The 428-nt window shown below is 69.9% G+C and carries 1 protein-coding gene; it reads right to left on the bottom strand.

Translation table 11 applies throughout. The features are described 5' to 3' along the window. A partial coding sequence (locus RTM68_RS11845; RefSeq protein WP_312171104.1) for a helix-turn-helix domain-containing protein occupies positions 1-331 on the bottom strand: 331 nt, incomplete at its 3' end. Positions 332-428 lie beyond the last annotated feature (97 nt).

Here is a 428-nt window from a genome sequence, read left to right on the forward strand (position 1 = left end):
GACGGTCGGAGAGCGCAGCGATCAGCGGTCTGCCGAGTCGGGCGAGCGGCTGCTGGCGGGAGTAGCCGCCCGCGAGCTCGAACGCCGAGGTGCCGAGCCCCCACCGGCGTTCCTCGCGCAGGTGCATCACGAACCCGTGCGCGGCAAGGGTCGTGAGCAGGTGATACACGGTCGAGCGGGGGAGGGCGAGCTCGCGGGCGATCGCCGACGCGGCGACGGGTGCCGGGCGGCCGGCCAGGTAACGGAGGATGCGCAGGGTCTGATCGGCCGCGGGAACCTGCGGCTCACCCGAGGTCACCGGTTCATGTCCTGTGTCTGGGATCACAGACACAGCATGTCACGACCCCCTGACGGAAGCGACCTCCGAGGTGTGGAATCGAGACATGACTGATCCGTCCCCCGTTCTCGTCGGCGCTGCACCTCTGAGC

It is taken from the genome of Microbacterium sp., assembly GCF_031988965.1.
In the GTDB taxonomy this organism is placed as follows: Bacteria; Actinomycetota; Actinomycetes; order Actinomycetales; family Microbacteriaceae; genus Microbacterium.